At 73.5% G+C, this 18,389-nt stretch carries 17 protein-coding genes and 2 pseudogenes; 12 read left to right on the top strand and 7 right to left on the bottom strand.

The annotated features are described in order from the left end of the window. Positions 1–102: 102 nt before the first annotated feature. Positions 103–1,389: an MFS transporter gene (locus tag ACFPCY_RS13410; RefSeq protein ID WP_378254835.1), complete on the bottom strand. Its 1,287-nt coding sequence runs from the start codon at positions 1,387–1,389 to the stop codon at positions 103–105. After that, the gene (locus ACFPCY_RS13415; protein ID WP_378254837.1) at positions 1,386–2,288 is read right to left on the bottom strand and encodes an MBL fold metallo-hydrolase; all 903 of its coding nucleotides are present in this window, start codon (positions 2,286–2,288) and stop codon (positions 1,386–1,388) included. The genes ACFPCY_RS13410 and ACFPCY_RS13415 overlap by 4 nt, the downstream gene beginning before the upstream one ends. 139 nt (positions 2,289–2,427) lie before the next feature. Between ACFPCY_RS13415 and ACFPCY_RS13420 the strand changes: the two genes are divergently transcribed. After that, positions 2,428–2,856 (top strand): MarR family winged helix-turn-helix transcriptional regulator, encoded by a 429-nt coding sequence (locus ACFPCY_RS13420; RefSeq protein ID WP_378254839.1) that lies wholly within the window; start codon positions 2,428–2,430, stop codon positions 2,854–2,856. A gap of 10 nt (positions 2,857–2,866) precedes the next feature. Here ACFPCY_RS13420 and ACFPCY_RS13425 read toward each other — a convergent pair whose 3' ends face one another. Beyond that, positions 2,867–3,673: an NAD(P)-binding domain-containing protein gene (locus tag ACFPCY_RS13425; protein WP_378254841.1), complete on the bottom strand. Its 807-nt coding sequence runs from the start codon at positions 3,671–3,673 to the stop codon at positions 2,867–2,869. Positions 3,674–3,998: 325 nt separating this feature from the next. On the opposite strand from ACFPCY_RS13425, the gene ACFPCY_RS13430 reads away from it, so the two are divergent. The 5 genes from ACFPCY_RS13430 to ACFPCY_RS13450 all read left to right on the top strand — a co-directional run bounded on the left by ACFPCY_RS13430 (position 3,999) and on the right by ACFPCY_RS13450 (position 9,340). After that, positions 3,999–4,811: an alpha/beta fold hydrolase gene (locus ACFPCY_RS13430; protein WP_378254843.1), complete on the top strand. Its 813-nt coding sequence runs from the start codon at positions 3,999–4,001 to the stop codon at positions 4,809–4,811. Between the two features lie 120 nt (positions 4,812–4,931). Beyond that, a complete protein-coding gene (locus ACFPCY_RS13435; RefSeq protein WP_378254845.1) occupies positions 4,932–5,945 on the top strand; it encodes an aldo/keto reductase in 1,014 nt (337 codons plus the stop codon). After that, positions 5,945–6,544: a TetR/AcrR family transcriptional regulator gene (locus ACFPCY_RS13440; protein ID WP_378254847.1), complete on the top strand. Its 600-nt coding sequence runs from the start codon at positions 5,945–5,947 to the stop codon at positions 6,542–6,544. Before ACFPCY_RS13435 ends, ACFPCY_RS13440 begins: the two co-directional genes overlap by 1 nt. 90 nt (positions 6,545–6,634) lie before the next feature. Next, positions 6,635–7,570 (top strand): NADP-dependent oxidoreductase, encoded by a 936-nt coding sequence (locus ACFPCY_RS13445; protein ID WP_378254849.1) that lies wholly within the window; start codon positions 6,635–6,637, stop codon positions 7,568–7,570. Positions 7,571–7,711: 141 nt separating this feature from the next. Further along, positions 7,712–9,340 carry a serine/threonine-protein kinase gene (locus ACFPCY_RS13450; protein ID WP_378254851.1) on the top strand — a complete coding sequence of 543 codons (1,629 nt, stop codon included), beginning with the start codon at positions 7,712–7,714 and terminating at the stop codon, positions 9,338–9,340. Positions 9,341–9,357: 17 nt separating this feature from the next. Here the strand turns inward: ACFPCY_RS13450 and ACFPCY_RS13455 are convergent, their stop codons facing one another. Next, complete coding sequence (locus ACFPCY_RS13455) at positions 9,358–10,209, bottom strand: MBL fold metallo-hydrolase (protein WP_378254853.1); 852 nt, start codon at positions 10,207–10,209, stop codon at positions 9,358–9,360. A 144-nt stretch (positions 10,210–10,353) separates the two neighbouring features. Here ACFPCY_RS13455 and ACFPCY_RS13460 point away from each other — a divergent pair, with 144 nt between their 5' ends. Next, positions 10,354–11,511, top strand: coding sequence for a MalY/PatB family protein (locus tag ACFPCY_RS13460; RefSeq protein WP_378254855.1), 1,158 nt, complete (start codon positions 10,354–10,356; stop codon positions 11,509–11,511). A 176-nt stretch (positions 11,512–11,687) separates the two neighbouring features. Here the strand turns inward: ACFPCY_RS13460 and ACFPCY_RS13465 are convergent, their stop codons facing one another. Then, entirely contained in the window at positions 11,688–12,545 is an 858-nt protein-coding gene (locus tag ACFPCY_RS13465) for a LysR family transcriptional regulator (protein WP_378254857.1), read from the bottom strand. 58 nt (positions 12,546–12,603) lie between these two features. Between ACFPCY_RS13465 and ACFPCY_RS13470 the strand changes: the two genes are divergently transcribed. From ACFPCY_RS13470 to ACFPCY_RS13490, 5 genes are all read left to right on the top strand, one after another. Further along, entirely contained in the window at positions 12,604–13,419 is an 816-nt protein-coding gene (locus tag ACFPCY_RS13470) for an alpha/beta fold hydrolase (RefSeq protein WP_378254859.1), read from the top strand. 101 nt (positions 13,420–13,520) lie between these two features. Beyond that, on the top strand, positions 13,521–14,570 hold the full coding sequence (locus ACFPCY_RS13475) for a sensor histidine kinase (protein ID WP_378254861.1): 1,050 nt from the start codon (positions 13,521–13,523) through the stop codon (positions 14,568–14,570). Then, complete coding sequence (locus ACFPCY_RS13480; RefSeq protein WP_378254863.1) at positions 14,567–15,280, top strand: LytR/AlgR family response regulator transcription factor; 714 nt, start codon at positions 14,567–14,569, stop codon at positions 15,278–15,280. Before ACFPCY_RS13475 ends, ACFPCY_RS13480 begins: the two co-directional genes overlap by 4 nt. A gap of 165 nt (positions 15,281–15,445) precedes the next feature. Then, positions 15,446–16,870 carry an alpha/beta fold hydrolase gene (locus tag ACFPCY_RS13485; protein WP_378254865.1) on the top strand — a complete coding sequence of 475 codons (1,425 nt, stop codon included), beginning with the start codon at positions 15,446–15,448 and terminating at the stop codon, positions 16,868–16,870. 250 nt (positions 16,871–17,120) lie between these two features. Continuing rightward, positions 17,121–17,420 (top strand): hypothetical protein, encoded by a 300-nt coding sequence (locus ACFPCY_RS13490; protein ID WP_378255168.1) that lies wholly within the window; start codon positions 17,121–17,123, stop codon positions 17,418–17,420. A gap of 118 nt (positions 17,421–17,538) precedes the next feature. Here ACFPCY_RS13490 and ACFPCY_RS13495 read toward each other — a convergent pair. Then, a pseudogene (locus tag ACFPCY_RS13495) lies at positions 17,539–17,925 on the bottom strand (aldo/keto reductase); the annotation flags it as partial. 214 nt (positions 17,926–18,139) lie between these two features. Continuing rightward, positions 18,140–18,289 (bottom strand): annotated as a pseudogene (locus ACFPCY_RS13500) (MerR family DNA-binding transcriptional regulator); the annotation flags it as partial. Between the last annotated feature and the right edge of the window lie 100 nt (positions 18,290–18,389).

Consider the following 18,389-nt stretch of genomic DNA (forward strand, 5'->3'; position numbering starts at 1 on the left):
CAAGGGCAGCGAACGCGCGGCCGGCCGGCGACGCCGCCCGAGCGAAAAGGCGGGGTTCGCGAGTCCTTCGCAGCCGGTGAGGCCGCGGGGCGGCCTCACCGGTCAGCGGTGTCGAGCCGTGCCGACGTCGGCACAGGTGAGCGCGCCCACGGGAGCCGCAGGCTCAGGGGCGGCGTCGCGCCTGGACGAATCTCCCTCAAGGCGTCGGGACAGGACCGCTCCGGTGGTCATCGCCGCGGCTCCCGCGACGCCCGCAGCGGCGGAGATGAGGGCGGCGCCGGAGTCACCGAACGCGCCGGACAACGCGGCGAAGGTGTAGGGAGCGATGGCGGCGCCGGTGTAGATGCCGATCTGGACGGTGTGCCCCGCGTTCTCGGCCCTGTCGGCGACCAGCCGCAGCGTGGCGGCGAGCAGCAGTCCCGTCCAGCCCCATCCCGCCGAGAAGGCCAGCGCGGCGCCGAGGACGAAGGTCGCCGGAGTGCCGATCGCGATGAGCGCGAGGCCGAGACCTCCGGTGAGCATCATCGCGGTGATCACCGCTGGGTTGCGGCAGGGAGCGCGCTCGGTGAGGGCTCCCGTCACCAGCCGGACGGCGATGGCCAGCAGGGCGCTCAGGGAGAGCAGGTTGCCGGTGAGGGCGGCGGGCAGCCCGGAGTGGGTGCCGAGCTGGACGAAGTAGGTGGCCACGGCGTTGTTGCCGGTCGCGGACAGGGCGGCTGCGAGGGCCCACAGTGCCAGCACGCCCCTGGGCGTCCCGGTAGTGGTGGCGGCGTGCTCGGCTCGCGCCGGGAACGGGCCGGGCGTCGTGCGCGTCAGCGGGGTGAGGACGGCCGGGACGAGCGCGATCAGCGCGGCGATCGTCATGGCCGCCCGCCACCCGTGAGCGGGCACGACGGTGGCGACGAGCAGGCCGGGGACGAGGGTGGTCGCGCCGAGCGCCGCGCCGACCGTCCCGGCGGCCAGCGACCGCCGGTGCCCGGGGACGTGCGCGGCGATCAGCCGGCCCACCGCGGGCTGGACGAGTCCGTTGCCCAGCCCGCCGGCGACCAGGGCCGCCGTGATCGTGGCCGGGTCGTCCGCCCGGGAGACGGTGAGCATCGCGGCGCAGGCGGCCACCGCCGCGACGGCGAGGACCGTCGGCGTCGGAAGGCGGGCCGCGACCCGCTTGGCCAGGGGCGAGCTCAGTGCCGTGGTGGCGTAGAAAATACTGATCATCAGGCCGACGCCGGTCCGCGAGACGTGCAGGTCCCCTTCGATCGCCGTGGCGAACGCGCCGAGGGCGAAGCCGGGCATCACGGTGACCGTCGTGGTCAGCGCCGCCGCGAGGACGCCCGGCCAGTACCCGGTGCGGGATCCGGCCGGACGCGCGCGGACGAGGGTCGTCGTCACAGCTCGTCCCCAGCGTTCAGAGGACGCCAGGCGGGGCCTCGGCCGTCCCGCCGGACGCGTCCGAAGACGACGTCGGCGAAGTGGATGCCGAAGCCGATGGTGTCCGGTTCCTCCAGCTCGGCGACGAGGCGGCGGCGGTGGTCGGCGGACCGGAGCGGGGCGTGGTCGTACACGCAGGACCAGTCGGGACGGTCCACCTGGACGGGTGAGTGCATGGAGTCCCCGAAGGCGATCAGGCGGGTCCCGCCTCCGGTGATGACGAACTCCGCGTGTCCCGCGGTGTGGCCGGCGGTGATCCGGACCCGGACGCCGGGGAAGATCTCCTGCCCGTCCGCCACCGTGCGGACCTGCGGCGCGAGGGCGTCGAGGACGTCCCCGGGCGTCCCCGCCGCCTCCAGGTGCTCCCGCTGGGCCCATTCCGGCTCGGCCACCAGGTATTCGGCGGAGGCGAACGCGGGCCGGTCATCGCCCGGCGCCCGGTGCGCCGCCCAGCCGACGTGGTCGGGGTGCAGATGGCTGAAGGCCACCGCTTCCAGCTCGTCCGGCCGGCGGCCGAGCCCGGCCAGGTTGTCCAGGAGCGCGCCTCCGCGCATGGCGCCGTTCGGTGTCGCCGGATCGGCCGGCAGCGAGTGCGGGCCGAAGCCCGTGTCGATCAGCATCGCGCGGTCGCCGTGCTCCACCAGCAGGCCGCCCAGGCTCGCCACCAGGTGTCCGGAGGCGTCCAGGTACTCCGGACGGGACGCCCAGAACTCGTCGGTGGAGTCCGGCAGCCAGGCGGTCGGACGGCCCTGGATCGCACCGTCCGGGACGAAGGTCACCTTCGTGTCGCCCAGCCGCACCGAGCGGAGTTCCGCCGGCCGTCGCAGCCGCTCGCCCTGGTCGGTCGCCGCGTTCAGCATGGATGCCACTCCTCGTTCGCCATCGTGTGTCGGGTCGCCGCCGTCCCTCGCGGTGCGGCGACCACGCCACCATAAGCATCAAGTTAGAAACATTCAAGCTGGAATTAGTACAACTTGATGGACTTGCTAGAGTGGGGGCATGACGACATCCCCGGAAGCGCAGGCCGTCGCCGAGCGGGAACTGTGCGGCCTGGTGAACGGCCTGGCCCACCGCATCGCCGATCACGTGCGGCAGCGCGCCGTCACGCTGGGCCTCACCGCGGCGCAGGCGACGGCGCTGCGGGAGATGACCGGGCCGATGACCATGCGCGAGCTCGCCGAACGCATGAGCTGCGAACCGTCCAACGCCACCTTCGTCATCGACAAGCTGGAGAAGCAGGGCCTGGTCGAACGCCGCGCGCACCCCACCGACCGCCGCGCCAAGCACCTCGTCCTCACCGCCGAGGGCACCGCGCTGCGCGAACGGCTCCTCGACCTCCTCACCGAGGACTCACCCCTGGCCGCGCTCGGCCCCGAGCAGCAACGCACCCTCCAGAACCTGCTTCAGCAGACCGTCACCACCCCCTAGCCGGGTCGAGCTACGGCCGAGCGTCGCTCCGTCGCCCTTCGAGGTGGTCGAGGAGCTGGTCCAGCGCCCCGGCGAGGGAGGCGGAGTTGGCGGGGGTGAACCACGTCGTGCGAATGCGCTCGTTGTTCCCCTTCGGCGTCTCGTGGTCGGCCGCGAGTTGCCGCAGACCGCGCGTCTCGTCGCTCAGGGCACGGCCGACCTGCTGGAAGAGGCCGCGGACGTAACGGTCCGCGTCGCCGGGGGCGATGCCGTGGCCGACGGCCCACGAGGTGAGCGCGTCGAGGTAGGCGTAGTGGGTGGTCAGCGTCCCCGTCACCGCGGAGAGGACGTTGAACGCCGTCTCGTCCGCGACCGGGAGCGCCCCGCCCAGGCGCTCGAAGAGCGTGTCCGTCACCGGGTGGGACGGGTACGTCACCGTGACGGCGCGGCGTTCGCGGATGGCGGGCAGCGGGATGGCCCGCACGATCGGGGCATCGGTGGCCAGCGTCCTGCGCAGGTCGTCGTTGCCGACGCCGGACATCACGTTGACCACGATCGTGTCGCCGGCGACCGTCAAACCGTCGAGGGCCTGGTGCCGGTCCTGGGGGCGGACGGCGATGACGACGATCTCGGAGCGGTCCATCACCGCCTGGTTGTCAGGGCACACGCGTACGTTCTCGTAGCGCTGGGACAGTTCCGCGGCCGCGCGGCGTCCGCGAGGCGAGAGGAAGACCTCGGGCGCCTCGTCGTCCCCGCAGCCCTCGTCGCCTCGGTAGTACAGCCCGTCCACGATGGCCCGGCCGATTTCGCCCACCCCGATGATGCCGATGCGCTCCACTGTGCCTTCCTCTCTCCGTGCGGTGTGATTGTCGCGTTCCATGTTGATCGGGGCTTGGCGTCCACGCGGTACGCGCGAGCCGGGTCGCCGGCTCACGGGTCTGTTCGGGACCCGGGTCGGCGACCGTCTCTTCAAGGCCGACGGCAACATCGAGCGCTACGGGACCCTCGTCGTCTTCGACACCGTCAAGACCGGCCTGCCCCTCCCGCTTCCCGCACCGCAGCCCTCCCGACCGCGAGACGGCCGGAGTTGAGAGCGTTCAAGTTGCGGTGCAACGCTAGAAACTCTAGTTTGAAACCTAGAGATACTAGGAAAAGGTGGAGTCATGCGCTGCGAGACGATCGACGTGCCGGGGGCGACGCTGTACTACGAGGTGCGCGGGGACGGCCCGGTGCTGCTCGCCCTGCCCGGCGGTCCGGGCGACGCGGCCGTCTATGACGGGCTCGCGGACGAGCTGGCCGACCGGTTCACGTTCGTCACCCTCGACCCGCGCGGCTATTCGCGCAGCGTGGTGCGCGAGCGGGCCGAGCATCGCGTCGAGGTGGCGGCCGACGACGCCCACCGCCTGCTCCGCCACCTCGGCGCGGAGGACGCCTACGTCTTCGGCGCCAGTGCGGGGGCGATCGTGGGGCTGGAGCTGCTCGCCCGGCACCCGGAGGCGGTCCGGCGGCTGGTGGCGCACGAGCCGCCCGCCTTCGCCGTGCTCCCGGACGCCGCCGACCACCGGGCCATGGTGGACGAGGTCGTCCGAGCCCTGAAGGCGGAAGGCCCCGCGGCCGGGTTCGCGCGCTTCGCGGCGGCCATCGGCGACGTCATGGAGCCCAGGGAGCTGCCGCAGGACGAGCGCACCCGGGCGATGGTCGAGCGCCAGACCGCCAACGCCCCGGTGATGCTGGAGTACGAGCTGCGCTCGTTCACCACCGCTCACCGGCCGGACGTCGCCGCCCTGCGCGCGGTCGCGGACCGGCTCGTCCTCGCCGTGGGGGAGCGGACGGGCGGCAACCTTCCGGCGCGTCCGGCGCGGCTGCTGGCGGCCGAGATCGGCTGCGAGCCGGCGGTCTTCCCCGGCGCGCACAACGGCGCGACCGCGCGACCCGCCGAGTTCGCCCGGCGCCTGCTGGAGGTCTTCGGCGTCTGATGCGTCCAGGGAAGTGGCCACGCGAAGAGGCATCGCGGTCGCCGCCCGCTCCCACGCGCCCACCGGGGCAACAAGTTACAAACTTTGACACTTGTTACCTTCTCGCCTAGTGTTCCTCGCATGGAGCAGAGGGCACTTGGTGCGGACGTCCGCGTGGGAGCAGTCGGGCTCGGTTGCGCGGGCATGTCCGGCGCGTACGGGAGCAGCGCCGACGAGGAGGGCGGCATCGCGACGCTTCGCAGCGCGCTCGACGCCGGGATCACGTTCATCGACACCGCCGACCACTACGGGATGGGGCACAACGAGACGCTCATCGGGCGTGCGCTGCGTCCCGCCCTCCGCGAGCGCGCCGTGGTGAGCGTGAAGTTCGGTGCGCTCTTCGGGGTGGACGGCCGCGTGCACGGCGTCAACGCGCGACCCGACGCGGTGGCGAACTTCCTGGGGTACTCGCTGCAACGGCTGGGCACCGACTACGTCGACATCTACCGTCCGGCCCGGCTGGACCCCGCCGTCCCGATCGAGGACACCGTCGGCGCCATCGCCGAGATGGTGCGCAAGGGCTACGTGCGCGGCATCGGGCTGTCGGAGGTCGGCGCCGAGACGATCCGCCGCGCCCACGCGGTGCACCCGATCACCGACGTCCAGATCGAGTACTCGCTGTTCAGCCGCGGCGTCGAGGACGAGATCCTGCCCACCTGCCGCGAGCTGGGCATCGGCGTCACCGCCTACGGCGTGCTCGCGCAGGGGATGCTGACCGGGACGTGGCGGCCGTCCGCCGACGCCGCGCGGCATCGCGGGCACCTGCCCCGCTTCGCCGCGGGCAACGTCGAGACCAACCTCGCGCTGGTCGAGCGGCTGCGCCGGATCGCCACCGCCCGCGGCGTCACGGTCGCTCAGCTGGCGATCGCGTGGGTGCTCGCGCAGGGACGCGCGCACCGGGACGTCGTCGCGCTGGCCGGGGTCAGCCGGCCGGGCCGCATCGCCGAGACGGCGCGGGCCGCCGAACTGGCGCTGAGCGAGGACGACCTGGACGCGATCGAGCAGGCCGTCCCGCGCGGAGCGGTCGCCGGAGAGCGCTACGCCCCCGCCCTGCTCGCGCTCCTGGACAGCGAACGGACGGAAGGCGCCCGCTGATGCCGCCCCGGACCCCGCTGGACGCGGACACCATCCTGGCGGCCACCGAGGAGATCCTGCGCCGCCACGGACCGGCGAAGGCGACCGTCGTCGACGTCGCCCGGGCGCTCGGCGTCAGCCACGCCGCCGTCTACAAGCACTTCGCCTCCAAGCAGGCGCTCCGCGAGGCCGTGACCCGGCGCTGGCTCGACCGCAACCGCGACACCCTCGCCGTCGTCGCCACCGACCGCGCGATCCCGCCGGCGCGGCGACTGCGCGCCTGGCTGCACGCCGTGCTGGCCCTGAAGCAGGACAAGATCCGCCGGGAACCGGAGCTGTTCGCCGCCTACGGCAGCCTCGCGGCGGCGCACAGCAGCGTCGCCACCGACCACGTCGCCGACCTGCTGGGCCAGCTCACGGCCATCATCGCCGACGGTGTCGCCGACGGCGGCTTCCGCGCCGGCGACCCGGCGGCCACCGCCCGCGCGGTCATGACCGCCACCGCCAAGTTCCACCACCTCGCCCACGCCGCCGAATGGCAGGAGCCCGGCATCGGCGCCGAGCTCGACGAGGTGTGCAGCCTGCTGCTCGAAGGACTGAGCGTCCCCCCGACGCCGTAACCCGGGCCGGGCCGGGTCGGGTCCACGCCGCGGCCGATGCCGGCGGCGCGGCCGGTCCCGCCCGTCCCCCCCAGCCGACAAGGAGCGACCATGGTTCAAGCAATCGGAGTGAGGCGACCGGGCGGACCGGACGCCCTGGAGGAGCTCGACCTGGCACCCGAACCGCTCGGCCCCGGACAGGTCCGGATCCGCGTCGCCGCCGCGGCGGTGAACCCGATCGACGCGATGATCCGCTCACGCCCGCGGCAGGACGCCGCGGACGCGGTGCGCGTGCCGGGCATGGAGGTCGCCGGCGCGATCACCGAGATCGGCCCCGAAGTCGACCGCGCGCTCGCGGTCGGGGACGCCGTCATGGCCGTCGTGGTGCCGTCGGGCGAGCACGGCGGCTACCGGGCCGACCTGGTCGTGCCGGCGCGCTCGGTCGCGAGGATCCCGGCCGGGCTCTCGCCCGCCGAGGCCGCCACCGTCCCGATGAACGGGCTCACGGCCCGGCTCGCGCTCGACACCCTGGCGCTCCCGCCCGGCGCGACGGTCGCGGTCACCGGCGCCGCCGGCGCCGTCGGCGGGTACTTCGTCCAGCTCGCCGAGCAGGACGGGCTGGTCGTCGTCGCCGACGCCGCCCCGAAGGACGAGGACTTCGTCCGCGCCTGCGGAGCCGACCAGGTCCTGCCGCGGGGCGACGACTTCGCCGCGCAGGTCCGCCGCCACCACCCCGGCGGCGTCGACGGACTCCTCGACGCCGCCGTGCTGGAGGCCGCCGCGCTCCCGGCCGTCAAGGACGGCGGCACGGTCGTCACCGTGAGCGGCTACACGGGCGACGGCGCCGGCCGGGTCCGCGTCGTCCCGGTCTTCGTCCGCGACCACGCCACGGCCGCGGCCGCCCTCGACCGGCTCGCCGAACTCGCCGGCGACGGCCGGCTCACCCCCCGCGTGGCCGACCGCCTGCCCGCCTCCCGCGCCGCCGACGCCCACCGCCGGCTGGAGCGTCCCGGCGTCCGCGGACGCGTCGTCCTGCAATTCGACTGACCCGTCTTCAAGCGCGGAGTCCGGCGTTGTCTCCGGGGCGTTCGAAAGGTGGGGGAAGGCTGGGCCGAAAGCGGCCGTCGGGGTGTTCGGGACTGCGCTGCGCGCGTAGCATCCTGCGAAAAACTTGGTGGGAGAGTCGCCGTGGCCAGGTTCATGCCGTTGGGGGACGACGATCCGAGAATGGTCGCGGGATACCCGCTGCTGGCCCGGCTCGGCGGCGGGGGAATGGGGCGGGTGTACCTGTCCTTCACGCCGGGCAGGCGCCCGGTGGCGGTGAAGGTCGTCCGCGGCGAGCTGGCCGACGACCCGGAGTTCCGCCGCCGGTTCCGCCGGGAGGTGGACGTCGCCCAGCGCGTCCAGGGCTTCTTCACCGCGCCCGTGCTCGACGCCGACCCCGACGCGCCCCAGCCCTGGCTGGCGACCGCCTACGTCGCCGGGCCGACCCTGCACGAGGCGGTCGCCGAGCACGGCCCGCTGCCCCCGGCCGTGGTCGCGCGGCTGCTGGCCGGGTGCGCGGAAGCGCTGGCCAGCGTCCACCAGGCCGGGCTGGTGCACCGCGACTTCAAACCGGGCAACGTCCTGCTCGCCGACGACGGGCTGAAGGTGATCGACTTCGGCATCGCGCGGGCGGCCGACGCCAGCACCCTCACCCGGTCCGGGGCCGTGGTGGGCACCCCGGCGTTCATGGCGCCGGAGCAGATCACCGGCGGCGAGATCGGCACGGCCGCGGACGTGTTCGCGCTCGGGTCGACGGCCTTCCACGCCGCCACCGGGCTGAGCGCCTTCGGCGAGGGCAACTCGCAGGCGCTGATGTACCGGATCGTCAACGCCGAGCCGGAGCTGGAGCGCTGCCCGGACGACCTGCGTCCGCTCCTCAGCCGGTGCCTGGCGAAGGAGGCCGCCCGGCGTCCGACGACCGCGGAGATCATCGAGGCCGCCGGGGCGCTGATCCCCGGCGGGCCCGGCGGCGACGGACGCTGGCTGCCGCCCGCCATCGCCACCACCATGGCGAGCTACCGTCCGCCGGCCGAACTCCAGCCCGCTTCCACGACGCCGCCGTTCAGCCCGCAGCCCCAGCAGCCCTTCCCGACTGGACCCGCGCCCCACGGACCGACCATGCCGGGTGCGCTCGGGACCACGGGAACCATGCTGCCCACGCCGACGCAGGCCGTGGACCGGCCGCCGGGCGGCAGGGCCGGCCGGACGCCCGTCCTCGCCGCCGCCGTCATCGTCGCCGTGCTGGTCGGCGCGGGCGTTCTGACGTACTCCGTGGCGAGCGAAAAGAGCTCCCAGCGCACGCGCGACGGCGTCGTTAAGGGAACGCACGTGATCGCACCGAACGCCGCGTCCCCGACGTCATTCGGCGGTGGATTCGCCAAGGAATACGCCGACACCGCCTTCTCTCTGCCCGCCAGCGGCATTCCCGGCGTCAGCTTCGAATCCCACGGCCCCGCGGTCACCACGGACATCAGCGAGTCGACCGTCGCCGACATCCAGTACATGCCGGAGGCCGACCCCGGCATTCTGAAGTTCTACGACAATGTCCAGGCCGCCGCCATCGACGGCACACCGGACGGCTCGGCCTGCTACACGGCGGTCAAGCGGAACCCGATCAGCGCGAACGTCCGCTACGCGGATCTCAAGGTGGGCTCGCAGTTCTGCCTGCTGAACACCTCGACCAAGCAGCTCGCCGCCATCCGGCTCACCGCCAAACCCTCCTCGGGCACCCTGACCTGGACGGCCACCGGATGGCAGGCCCCAGAGGAATAGGCCGTGACGGTGCGTCCTCACCGTTTCGCAAGGACCGGACGCAAGGGAAGGCTGCGTCCCCGTTCGATGACGCGGACGCGTCCGGCCAGGCCGCGTTTCGCGGCCTCGGCCCGGAACTCCGAGAGCGGCGACTTCATGACCGTGTAGTCGTCGCAGTGGACGGGCACGACCGCCGAGCATCCCACCGTCTCCACCCAGTCCGCGCCCTGGCGGCCGTCCATCGTCACGGTGACCAGGTTGAGCAGCCGCGTCCCGCCCAGGTGGACGACCCCCAGGTCGATGTCGGGCCAGCGGTGCGCGATCTCGGCGAGCCGGTCGTCCATGAGCGTGTCGCCGCTGATCAGCAGCCGCAGATCGGGCGGTCCGTCGAGCGGGCCGAACTCCAGCAACGTCCCCATGACCGGGGGCAGCAGCCGGGCCAGGGGCCCCGGGCCGTGCCGTCCGGGCAGGGAGGTGAGGGTCACCTTCCGGTTCCCGCCGACCAGTTCGCGGCTCTCCCACGTCGCCATCCCGTCCGCCCGGCCGAAGCCGCGGTCGCGCAGGGTGCGGGCGGCGGCCGGCGTCGTCAGGACGGGCAGGTCCCGGTCCAGGCCGCGCTCGGCGACCCGGTCCCAGTGGTCGTCGTGCAGGTGGGACAGCACCACCCCGTCCAGTCGCGGCAGCTCGCGCACGCCCATCGCCGGATCCTTCAACCGCCGGGAGCGCAGGCCGTATCCCAGGTAGGCGTACTGCCCGCGCCGCAGGAAGTTCGGATCCGTCAGGAGCGTGAAGCCGCCGTATCTGATGATGGTGGTCGCGTTCCCGACGAAGGTCAGCGAGTCGTCCGCCACCGGAGGGCCGGACCCCGGTGCGGCCATCGGCTCGTTCATGTCTTCGACCCCCCTGACGAGGACGGCTGGTAAGCGGCCCCTACCCCCGGCTCACCCGTGAAACGCGACGTCCGCATCGGTGGCGGCCACGTGCCGGGCCGCCTCGCCCGTCGCGAGTCGAGGGCGTCCACGCGAGGATCCCGCGTGGACGCCCGGAAATCGTCGATCGCGGCCCGCGCCGCCTGGCCTAGCGTGGTGGGCATGTTCGACGACATCGACCGCAAGGCGCTCGGCGGCGGGATCAAGTGGGGGAACGTGGATCCGGGCGTGCTCCCCGCCTGGATCGCCGACATGGACTTCCCGGTGGCGCCGCCGATCCGCGAGGCCGTCCAGCAGCGCCTCGACTACCTCGGCTACCCCCGCTGGGACGACACGCCCGCCCTCAACCCGCTGCGGGAGTCCTTCGCCGGATGGATGCAGCGGCATCATTCGGTGACGCTCGACCCGTCCCGGATGCACGTCTTCACCGAGCTGATCCAGGCGCTCCAGGTCGTCCTTCACCTGGGGACCCGGCCCGGCGACCTGGTGGCGATGCACTGCCCCGCCTACCCGCCGTTCCTGAAGACCATCGAGCGGATGGGGCGCCGGCTGCTCCCCATCCCCATGACCGACACGCCGGACGGCTGGGCCTTCGACCCCGAACGGGCCGCCGGCGCCAAGGCGCTGGTCCTGGTCAACCCGCACAACCCCACCGGACGCGTGATGAGCCATGCGGAGCTGTCGGCCCTCGCCGAGGTGGCCGAGCGCGACGGGATGCTGGTCGTCTCCGACGAGATCCACGCCGACCTCACCTACGAGCCGCACCGGCACGTCCCGTTCGCCTCGCTCCTGGACCGGACGATCACGCTGAGCTCCGCCAGCAAGGCGTTCAACCTGGCCGGGCTCCGCTGCTCGGTCGCGCACATCGGCGATGCCCGCGTCCGCGACGCGCTGGCCGCCATGCCGCCGCAGATGTTCGGAGAGGTGAGCTCCCTCAGCGTGGCGGCCACCGTCGCGGCCTGGCAGCAGGGCGACCAGTGGCTGGACGAGGCCCGGCGGACCCTCACGCGCAACCGCGACCTGCTCGCCACCGGACTCCCGCCCGGCGTGCGCCACCACACCCCGGAGGCGACCTACCTGGCCTGGCTGGACTGCCGCGCGCTCGACCTGGGCACGGATCCGGCCGCGCACTTCCTGAAGCACTCGGGAGTCAGGCTCAGCCCCGGACCCGACTTCGGCCCCGGCGGCGAAGGGTTCGCCCGCCTCAACTTCGCGACCGGGCTCCCCGTCCTGCAAGAGATCCTCCACCGCCTGTCGGGCTGAGCGATCCCCGTCCCGCGGACGGTCGATCCCCGTCCCGCGGACGGTCGATCCCCGCCCCGCGGACGGTCGATCCCCGCCCCGCAGACGGTCGATCCCCGCCCCGCAGACGGTCGATCCCCGCCCCGCAGACGGTCGGTCCCCGCGCCATGGACGGTCGGCCCCCGCCCCTCGGACGGTCAGTCCGGATCGGCCAGGTCGAGGAAGGCTCGCGCGGCGGGGCCGCAGTCGTCCAGCGACCGGACGGCCAAGGCCAGCGACCGGGTGAGCGGCGGGTCGAGCGGCCTGGTGACGACCGGTCCGAGGTCGGCGGGCAGGCCGAGCGTGGGCACGATGCTGACGCCCAGACCGGCGGCCACCATCTCCAGGATGGCCGCCTGGCCCCCGGCCTGGTAGGCGATGTCCAGGTGGGCGTCCCCCTCGCGCGCCGCCTCGAGGATGATCGGCCGGCAGCCCGCCGTGGTGAGGATGAACGGCTGCCCGGCCAGGTCCGCGATGTGGACGCTCTCCCGCCCGGCCAGGCGGTGGCCGGACGGGACGACGGCGACCATCTCGTGGGTGCTGAGCGGGACCGTGTGCAGGCCGGGGGCGGGGAGGGTGACCACCCCGACCTCGGCCGCGCCGCCGCGCAGCCAGCCGCGGATGTCGTCGTCGACCCCCTCGAACAGCCGCACCTGGACCTGCGGGTGGCGGTCGGTGAAGGCCCGCAGCCGGCGGGCGATGAGGGTGCCGGTGGCGCTGGGCAGGCTGGCCAGGCGCAGCGGCCCGGTGATCTCGCCGACGGTCTCGGCGACCTCCGCGCGGATCAGGTCGAGGTGCCGCAGCGCCTCGCGGGCGCGCAGGTGCGCCCGCCGTCCGGCCTCGGTGAGCGCGATGCCGTCGGCGTGCCGGACGAACAGCGCGGCGCCGACCTCGCGTTCGAGGCCGGCGACCGCGCGGCTGACCGAGGGCTGGGACATGCCGATCAGTTCCGCCGCCGCGGTGAAACCGCCGCACTCGGCCACCGCGACCAGGACCCGGAGCTGCGTCAACGTCATGGGCCCATACCTTAGATGGTATTTGACCGGCATTGATCCATTCCCCGATGGTTATGCCATGTCCACGCGCATGATGATCGAAGTCGACGGCCGCAAGGCGAGCTATCTGACGGCGGGCGGGTCCGGCCCGCAGGTGCTGCTGCTCCACGGCACCTACTGGAGCCGGGTGTGGCTCCCGGTACTGGACGACCTGGCCGCGGCCGGGCTGCGTCCGGTCGCCGTCGATCTCCCCGGCCTCGGCCGCTCGGAAGGGGAGCTGACCCTGGAGACGGCCACCGTCCCCGCGCTGGCCGCATGGGTGACCCGGTTCGCCGCGGCACTCGGCATGGACGAGCCGGCGGGAGTCGCCGGGCACGACATCGGCGGCGCGATCGCCCAGCGACTCCTGGTCGACGGGAAACTGGCCGTCCCCCGCCTGGCCCTGGCCAACTCGGTGAGCTACGACTCCTGGCCGGTGCCCGGCGTGGCGCGCTACCGCGACCCCGAGACGGTCGCCGCCACCACCGTCGAGGACCTGCTCGCCAACCGGCGCGCGGCGGTCACCGCGGCCCTGGCCCGGCCCGTCACCGAGCAGGAGCTGGCCGACTACCTCGACCCGTGGCAGCAGATGCGGGTGGGACGGTCCTGGATGGCCCTGGCCGGCGCCGCCGACAGCCGCTACACCGAGGCGCTGATGCCGGCGCTGCGCGCGTCCTCAGTGCCGAAGCTGCTGGTGTGGGGCGAGGACGACACGTTCCAGAAGGTCGGCTACGCCGAGCGCTTCGCCGCCGAAGTCCCCAACACAACACTGGTACGCGTCCCCGACGCCGGCCACATCCCCATGGAGAACAACCCCACCCTGGTCGCCGCCACACTGTCCGAGTTCTTCCTCTAAAAGCCGAAACGACCGGGGCGTAGGCGGCCAGGACAACGGCGTCGTGGCCGGATGCGGGCTCGGCGGGAGCGGGACGGCGCGGGGGTCGTTACGGTACAGGCGTGGATCGGCGGGTGTTCGGCATCTGGACCGCGGTCGTGTCGCTGCTCGCGCTGGTGGACGCGCTGGGGTGGTGGAAGGACTACGCGGACGGCGCGCACAGTGCCGGGCTCGGGCTCGCGCAGACCATGGCGTCGTCACTGACGTGGCTCCCGGTGAACATCGGCGTGTACCTGCTCACCGTCCGGTTCCCGATCGGCCGGCGTCACGTGGCGCGGACGGTGCTGGTCCATCTGGCCGGGTACCTGGTCGCGCTCTGCTGGCTCAGCGGACGGATGTTCCTGTTCGATCCGGTGCTGCACTGGCTGCCGCCCGGACGCGGCTTCGGCGCGGAGTACCTCCGCGATCTCGGCGCCTACCTGGCCATGTACTTCGAGTGGGTCGGCGTCGCCCACGGCGTCTACTACTTCACCCAGCACCGGCGGCGCCGCGAGCAGCTGGCGCGGACCCGCGAGCAGCTCGCCCGCGCCGAGCTGCAGGCCCTGCGGGCGCAGGTGCGGCCGCATTTCCTGTTCAACGCGATGAACACGATCGCCTCGTTCGTCCATGACGACCCGCTGCGCGCGGAGCAGATGGTCGTGCGGCTGAGCACCCTGCTGCGGCAGTCGCTGGAGCACGACGGCTCGCCGGAGGTGAGGCTGCGCGAGGACCTGGAGGTCCTGTCCGCCTACGTGGACATCGAGCTCGCCCGCTTCGAGGACAGGCTCGCGGTGGAATGGCGGCTCCATCCCGGCGCCCTGGACGCGCTGGTCCCGCCGCTGCTGCTCCAGCCGCTGGTGGAGAACGCGGTCCTGCACGGCATCTCACCCCGCGACGCACCGGGCACGGTGACCATCTCGGCCCGTCCGGACGGCTCGTGGCTCCAGCTCGTCGTCGCCGACGACGGCGTCGGGCTGCGGCCCGGCCGGGCGCGCTCGGGCATCGGACTGGCCAACGCCCGCGCCCGGCTCGCCCAGATGTACGGCCCCGAGCACCGGTTCAGCGTCGAACCGCGCCCCGACGGCGGCGTCGCGGCGACCGTCCGGCTCCCGCTGCGGACGGCCCCCGCATGATCCGGACGCTGATCGTCGACGACGAGCCGCCGGCCCGGCGCCGGCTGCAGCGCATGCTGGCCCGCCACGACGACGTCCAGCTGCTCGCCGGCTGCGGATCGCCCGGGACGGCGCTCGCCGCCCTCGACCGGCACCGGCCCGACCTGGTGTTCCTCGACGTCCGGCTGTCCGGGGGCGACGGGTTCGACGTCCTCGACGCGATCTGGGGCCGGCACGACCCGGCCGTGGTGTTCGTGACGGCCTTCAGCCGGCACGCCGTCCGCGCCTTCGAGATCGACGCGGTGGACTACCTGCTCAAGCCCTACGGCCAGGACCGGCTCGACCTGGCGCTCGCCCGCGTCCGCGACCAGCTGGCCCGGCGGGCCCCCGCGCCCGCGCTGAACCGGCTGCCCGTCGAGGCCGGCGGCCGGATCCGGCTGCTGGACCTGGACGCGATCGACTACGTCCGCGCCGAGGACGGCTACCTGCGCGTCCACACCGGCGCCCGCTCGCACCTGATCCGCGGCACCCTGGCGAAGCTGGAGGAGCGGCTCGGTTCCGCGGCGTTCCTGCGCGTCCACCGCTCGGTCATCGTCCGGGTGGACCGGATCCGCGAGCTGGAGATCCTCGCCCACGGGGAGATGCGGATGATCCTGAGCTCCGGCGACACCGTCATCTCCGGCCGCGCCTACCGCGACCAGGTGCGCGCCGCGCTCGGCCTCCCCACCTGACCGCCGCTCCCGTTCACCGGCCGTCCGCTCCCGTTCGCCGGACCGGGCCGTCCGATGCGTCGGGACCGCTCCTAGGGTGGCCGCGGTCCGTCACTCCGGCGAGGCCGGGACCGGCGCCCGCTCTGCGGCGCGAGGCCCGGCCTCACCACCACGTGGGAGTTCGCGATGAACAGAGTCCGCCGTATCGTCGCCGCCCTCGGCTGCGGCTTCGTCGTCGCCGCGTCGGCACCCGCCGCGCACGCCACCGCGCAGGGATTCCACGACCGGCACCCCTGCGCGGACGACGACGGCGCCGTCCAGCCGGGCTTCACCTGCTGGAAGCTGACCGTCCCGCTCGACCATTCCGGCCGGACGCGCGGCACGCTCGACCTGCAGGTAGGCGTCGCGGACGCGCCCGCCAAGCCCAAGGGGACGCTGCTGTTCCTCACCGGCGGTCCCGGCCAGGAGGGCGTCGCCCTGCTCCGGCGCATCACCTCGCGCATGCCCGAGGTGTTCGGCCGGTACCGACTCGTCATGCTCGACCAGCGCGGCACCGGTCCGCTCGGCGCGGTCGACTGCCCGGCGATGCAGGCGCAGGTCAGCGGCTCCGACAGCGCTCCGGCCACCCCGGACGCCGTGGACGAGTGCATCCGCCTGCTCGGCGACCGGGCCCGGTTCTACGGCACCGACCAGACGGTCGGCGACCTCGAGGACGTCCGGCGCGCGCTCGGCGTGGACACCATGACCGTGGACGGGGTGTCCTACGGCAGCTTCACCGCGGCCCGGTACGCCATCGCGCACGCCCGGCACGTGTCCAAGCTGATCCTGGACTCGGTCGTCCCGCACCACTGGACGGTCGCCGGCGACCTGAACCTCGTCGGGCTCACCGCCCAGCCCAGAGTGCTCCGGGACGCCTGCAAAGCCGCGCCCGCCTGCGGTTTCGACCCCGCGCGGGACCTCGCCACGCTCGTCCGGCGGCGCACCCCCAGCGGCGGGCTGGCCCTGTTCGGCGACGTCGTGGGATACGAATTCCTCGACCCCACCTACCGCAACCCGGACCCGATCCCCGGCAGCGGCCTGCCGGGCGACCTCATCGGCGCCCTGCACCAGGCCGTCGCCGGCGACACCCGCCGCCTCGACGCCATCGAAGCCGTGATGACCCCGGCCGACGGCACGCCCGCGAGCCAGCAGAGCGCCGGACTGCACGCCGCCACCCTCTGCGAAGACCTGCGCTTCCCCTGGGGGACCTCGGCCACCCCGAACGAGCTCCGCCGGCCGTTCCTCGACCGCACTGCGCGAACCCTGCCGCCGTCCGCGACCTGGCCCTACACGACGGCGGTCGCGCTCGCCCAGAGCAGCGTCCAGACCTGCCTGCGCTGGCCTGCCGAGCCGCCCAACTCCAACCCGTCCGGCCGGCTCCCCGCCGTCCCCACGCTGATCCTCAACGGCGACCGCGACCTCAGCACGCCCCTCGAATGGGCCCGGCAGGAACTCGCCGCAAGCTCCGCCGGAACCGACCTGGTGATCGTCAAGGGGGCCGCCCACTCCATCCAGAACCGCGAACCCGCCCACGCGGGCCGCGACGCCGTGACCAAGTTCCTCCTCGGCTAAAGGGCTGCCCTGACCCCGGTCAAACACGTATCGATGGCAGCCAGAACACGCTGTCCGGGGCGGGGACGGCCTGTCCCTCGACATCGCGGCCGGACGAGCCGCAGGCCGGCGGGCGCGAGCCGCCGGCCTGCGAAAGGGGCGGTGCGGCGTCTCCTCCTCTTTACTGCCTGTCTGTGACGGTATGGGTTATCTCGCCCGCTTGTTGGGCAGTAAGTAGCCGATCGAACTCGTACTGTGATCGGAGCTGCTCATGCGTCCGCACCGCAAGCTGATTCGGGCCGCGGCCACCACGGCCGCCACCGCGGTCACCGCCGCGCTGACCCTGACCGCCTCCACCGGCCCGGCCCGCGCCGAGCCCGCCCCTCCGGCGACCCACACTGAGCCGGCCCCTCCGGCGTCCCACACCGAGCCGGCCCCTCCGGCGTCCCATGGCCAGGCTTCCGACCCCGGCGGCGACGATTCCGGTGGCCCCCTCGGCGGCGTCCTCGGCGGAGGCAAGAAGCACAAGGGCGGCCTGCTGGGCGGCATCCTCGTCCCCGGCCTCCTGTAGAAGCAGGTGGAGTCGGCACCGCCGCCGTGCCCGGCACGCACCCGGCCGCGAAGCGGGGGTTGCCGCTGCGGGCGTGCTGGGCGTCGTCGCCGATGGCGCCGGTGAGGTAGCCGCGTCCCAGGGGCGAGTAGGGCACCAGGCCGACGCCGAGCTCGCGCATCGCGCCGACGACGGTGGTCTCCACCTCGCGGGCCCACAGCGAGTACTCGCTCTGCACGGCGCTGATCGGATGGACGGCGTGGGCGCGGCGCAGCAGGTCCCCATCGACCGCCGACAGGCCCAGATGGCGGACCTTGCCCTCGGCCACCAGCTCGGACATCGCGCCCACGGCCTCCTCGATCGGGGTGGTCTGCGGCGGACGGTGCAGGTAGTACAGGTCGATGGTCTCCACACCCAGCCGCAGCAGCGACGCCTCGCAGGAGCGTTTGATGTACGCGGGCTCGCCCCGGCGGATCGCCGGGTCGCCGGCCGAGCGGTCGATCCCGGCCTTGGTGGCGATCACCACCTCGTCCCGCGAGCCGCTCCCGGTACAGGCCGATCTTGCGGTCCAGCAGCCGCAGGTACTCCCGTTGCACCTCGACGGCCTCGGCCACGAACTCGCGATGCGCGAGCAACACCTCAAGACGCTGTGCCTCCGGCGCGCCCGAGCGGACGAGTTCGGCGTACCGCTTCAACTCGCGGATCGGCATACCGGTCATTCGCAGCTTGCGAAGCAGCACCAGCCGTTCGACGTCGGCGTCACTGAACCGGCGCCGTCCGTCCGCGCCGCGCTCGACGGGCCCGATCAGGCCCTCACGCTCGTACCAGCGCACCGTGTCCAGCGACAGCCCGCTCCGGTCCGACGCCTCGCGAATCGTCCACGACCTCACGTCCCGACCCTAGAAGTCGGAGTGCGCTCCAACGCAAGCAATCACCCACCGTGACGACCACCCGACCGAAGCCGTCCTGCGGCTCCCGCTCGAAGCGGCG

The organism is Actinomadura gamaensis (assembly GCF_042652125.1).
Classification (GTDB): Bacteria; Actinomycetota; Actinomycetes; order Streptosporangiales; family Streptosporangiaceae; genus Spirillospora; species Spirillospora gamaensis.

Excerpts from the sequence above, each read along its gene's own strand:
- ACFPCY_RS13470 (WP_378254859.1), top strand. The coding sequence starts at position 12,604 with ATGTCCACGCGCATGATGATCGAAGTCGACGGCCGCAAGGCGAGCTAT.
- ACFPCY_RS13480 (WP_378254863.1), top strand. The coding sequence starts at position 14,567 with ATGATCCGGACGCTGATCGTCGACGACGAGCCGCCGGCCCGGCGCCGG.
- ACFPCY_RS13455 (WP_378254853.1), bottom strand. The coding sequence starts at position 10,209 with ATGAACGAGCCGATGGCCGCACCGGGGTCCGGCCCTCCGGTGGCGGAC.
- ACFPCY_RS13420 (WP_378254839.1), top strand. The coding sequence starts at position 2,428 with ATGACGACATCCCCGGAAGCGCAGGCCGTCGCCGAGCGGGAACTGTGC.
- ACFPCY_RS13440 (WP_378254847.1), top strand. The coding sequence starts at position 5,945 with ATGCCGCCCCGGACCCCGCTGGACGCGGACACCATCCTGGCGGCCACC.
- ACFPCY_RS13415 (WP_378254837.1), bottom strand. The coding sequence starts at position 2,288 with ATGCTGAACGCGGCGACCGACCAGGGCGAGCGGCTGCGACGGCCGGCG.
- ACFPCY_RS13435 (WP_378254845.1), top strand. The coding sequence starts at position 4,932 with ATGGAGCAGAGGGCACTTGGTGCGGACGTCCGCGTGGGAGCAGTCGGG.
- ACFPCY_RS13430 (WP_378254843.1), top strand. The coding sequence starts at position 3,999 with ATGCGCTGCGAGACGATCGACGTGCCGGGGGCGACGCTGTACTACGAG.
- ACFPCY_RS13485 (WP_378254865.1), top strand. The coding sequence starts at position 15,446 with ATGAACAGAGTCCGCCGTATCGTCGCCGCCCTCGGCTGCGGCTTCGTC.
- ACFPCY_RS13445 (WP_378254849.1), top strand. The coding sequence starts at position 6,635 with ATGGTTCAAGCAATCGGAGTGAGGCGACCGGGCGGACCGGACGCCCTG.
- ACFPCY_RS13490 (WP_378255168.1), top strand. The coding sequence starts at position 17,121 with ATGCGTCCGCACCGCAAGCTGATTCGGGCCGCGGCCACCACGGCCGCC.
- ACFPCY_RS13465 (WP_378254857.1), bottom strand. The coding sequence starts at position 12,545 with ATGACGTTGACGCAGCTCCGGGTCCTGGTCGCGGTGGCCGAGTGCGGC.